1 protein-coding gene and 3 pseudogenes are annotated in these 2,976 nt (G+C 39.5%); 1 reads left to right on the top strand and 3 read right to left on the bottom strand.

Annotated elements, in window-relative coordinates:
* Nucleotides 1-440: 440 nt before the first annotated feature.
* From AFK68_RS03825 to AFK68_RS03815, 3 genes and pseudogenes are all read right to left on the bottom strand, one after another.
* A pseudogene (locus tag AFK68_RS03825) lies at nt 441-638 on the bottom strand (transposase); the annotation flags it as partial.
* A 10-nt stretch (nt 639-648) separates the two neighbouring features.
* Complete coding sequence (locus AFK68_RS03820) at nt 649-2,355, bottom strand: SulP family inorganic anion transporter (protein WP_094671663.1); 1,707 nt, start codon at nt 2,353-2,355, stop codon at nt 649-651.
* Between the two features lie 52 nt (nt 2,356-2,407).
* Nucleotides 2,408-2,632, bottom strand: a pseudogene (locus AFK68_RS03815) (zinc ribbon domain-containing protein); the annotation flags it as partial.
* A 132-nt stretch (nt 2,633-2,764) separates the two neighbouring features.
* Between AFK68_RS03815 and AFK68_RS03810 the strand changes: the two are divergent.
* A pseudogene (locus AFK68_RS03810) lies at nt 2,765-2,976 on the top strand (RNA-guided endonuclease TnpB family protein); the annotation flags it as partial.

Here is a 2,976-nt window from a genome sequence, read left to right as displayed (position 1 = left end):
AAATATCCTAGCACTTTTTTTCCCTATCCAAGGGGAGGCTTTAAACCAGAATTATTTAATTATTAATTATTAATAACTAATAATTCGGTAAACACAGAAAGCGAAAACTTACTCATAACTATAGCTATAAAACTAGAATGAGTAAGTTTGTTCAGTTTTCTATCCATTGAGTCCCTATTAGCTACAATTAGGGTTTGCTGAAAAAGTCTTTTTTAATGAGTAGGGGAGTAGGGGAGTAATTTTTATGCTCAACTATGCGCCCAAAATGCGCTCCTTTTTTAGCATAAAGAGTTGAAAACTAGGTAATTTTTCCAGTTCTAAAAAGCTAAAACCTTTATCTGTAAATGCTTTGATATTTAATCAGTAAGCCCCAATTTAACTTCCCAGGCGGGAAGTCCCGTCCTCTCCGGCAGGGGAGCGTCCCATGGGAAAGCCGGGCGTTATCTACGAGGTTCGTCCTGATTGTCTATGTATTTTTTTAGCACTGAAACACTTACACCACCACAGCTAGCAATAAAGTATGATTCACTCCAAAAAACAGCTTTGAAATAAGCTTTGTTGATTTGTTCTGGAAACTCCGTTCTAAGTCTCCTACTGCTTACAGATTTTAGATTAGTAACAAATTTAGGCAACTCAAGCGGGAGTATGTCAAGAACTGGGAAAAGCAGATTTTGGGATATCTTCATAGCCAGAGCTTTCTTTTTGCTTGACTATTTGTAAACCTTCTTTAAGTGCAGTCAGGCGATCGCCCATCCAGTAATTCTCTGGAATTAAGCCAGCAATTCCCAGATTTTCTAACCTACGTTTTACCTTTCCAGTTGCTCCAACCATAATTATATTTCGTCCAGCATCAATCGCCTCTTGAATGGCATTTTCAATCGCCAAAGAAGAAGTTACCCCCAGAATTGGAACTTCACTCAAATCGACAATCAATACATCATAATTACTAATGGCACCATGTTCTCTGGAAATCGCTTTGGCTACTCCAAAAATCATTGGCCCGCTCAAATGAAACAGCAAAACTCGGCCATTTGCCAATTCCAAAATTTCCTTTTCTTCGTCAGTCATTACGATTTTATCGTCTGCATCAGTAATAGCTTTGACAGAATTAGATTGCATTTCTTCGAGACGTTCAATGGTTAAAATATTCGCGATAAAAACTCCCACCGCAACTGCCACCATTAAATCCACAAATACCGTGAGTAGTACCACACTATAAACAATTCCGGCAGCCTTCCAAGAAATTTTGTGAACCCGTTTGAGGAAACCCCAATCAATAATATCAATTCCCACCTTTAAGACAATTCCTGCTAATACAGCTAGAGGAATTCCGGAAGTTAAAGGTGCCGCCCATAACACAACAATCAATAGAGCTAAAGCACGACTAATCCCAGATAAAGCGGTACGTCCCCCGGCTTGGATACTAACTACAGTTGCCGTTGTGGCTCCAGATCCAGCAATTCCACCGCATAAACCTGTAATTAAATTCGCCACCCCTTGACTGATTAATTCCTTATTCGATTTATGTTCAGTTCTCGTCAAACTATCTGAAACCAAACAAGTTAATAGGCAATCAATAGAACCCACCATACCCAAAACCATGGCATTCACAAACATTAACCGTAAATTTTCAGCGGTAAATGTAGGCATTTGCAGTTGTGGCAAACCGGGGGTAATTTCTCCAATTGTAGCGATCGTCCGAATTTCAATGTTTCCAAAGAAAATAAAAGAAATCGCTGTACCAATTACCAAAGCTACCAGTTGGGGAGGAACTAACTTTTTAAGTTTAGCAGGACAAAAGAACAAAATTCCTAGAGTAATTAACCCTAACAACGTTTCCCATTGATTAATATTGGCAATCAAATTAGGGAAAGCCTTAATCACGCCAATTACTCCACCAGAGGGAGTTTCTTGACCGATAAACGGAGCAATTTGCAAAAAAATCAGAATCACGCCAATTCCTGTCATAAAACCCGAAATGACGTTGTAAGGAAGCATTGTAATATACTTCCCCAATCGCAGGACTCCAAATAGGATTTGAAAGATACCCGCCATCATTACTACAGTAAAGGCCATTGCCAGACCACTTTCAGGATTGGCGGCCATTAATTCGGCAATCACAGCAGTGACAATGACAGTCATAGGTCCGGTGGGTTCAGAAATCAGACTAGGAGTACCACCAAATAAAGCGGCAAAAAATCCGACTAAGATTGCTCCCCATAACCCTGCAGCAGCACCAGCTCCAGAAGCAATGCCGAAAGCGAGTGCCATTGGTAAGGCCACCACTGCAGCAGTCAAGCCACCAAAAATATCTCCTTTTAGGTTTCGGAAATGAATCGTATTGGTAATTTGCATTAAAGATTTCCCTTGAATCACAATAAGATGCTACATCTGACATACTCCCACACTATAGCGCCAGCTTAGTGTAGGCTTCTCGTTTCGCTGCCCTGCCATTGCATCGGGCTCCACGAGCTTTAAGGACGAAATGCCCTGTCGCCCTATTTTTTATATTTATCGCCGCATTTAAGTCGCGGTCTATTACTATGCCGCAATGTGGACAAGAATGAGTTCGTATGTTTAATTCTTTGGGAACTGTTTCCCCACACTTTGAGCAATCTTGGCTAGTATTTTTGGGGGTAAATACAGAAAGGGAAAACTTATCTAAAGTTCATCAAACTTACTCATAACTATAGCTATAAAACTAAAATGAGTAAGTTTTTTTCCCTTGTCCATCTATTGAGTCCCTATCAGCTACAATTAAGGTATGAAGCTAGTTGAACGTCATGTCATATCAAAAAATCATCCTTTTTGGTCTGAAATTGACCACAAGGCTTTTTTGTCTAAAAATCTGTTTAATTTAGCCAATTATTATTATCGTCAATATTTCTTTTCCGAGCAAAAGAAATTAAATTTTACTGAACTTTATCACCAGGTATCTAAAAGTGACGATTATCAAGCTTTGCCTACCAAGGTAAG

Origin of the sequence: Hydrocoleum sp. CS-953 (assembly GCF_002260545.1) — a bacterium.
Taxonomy (GTDB): domain Bacteria; phylum Cyanobacteriota; class Cyanobacteriia; order Cyanobacteriales; family Microcoleaceae; genus Trichodesmium.
Note: the sequence above shows the minus strand (reverse complement) of the source record. Positions and strands in the feature narration are given on the sequence as shown.

What these genes read in the sequence shown, in the direction of transcription:
- AFK68_RS03820 (WP_094671663.1), bottom strand. Translation starts at nt 2,355, where the DNA reads ATGCAAATTACCAATACGATTCATTTCCGAAACCTAAAAGGAGATATT.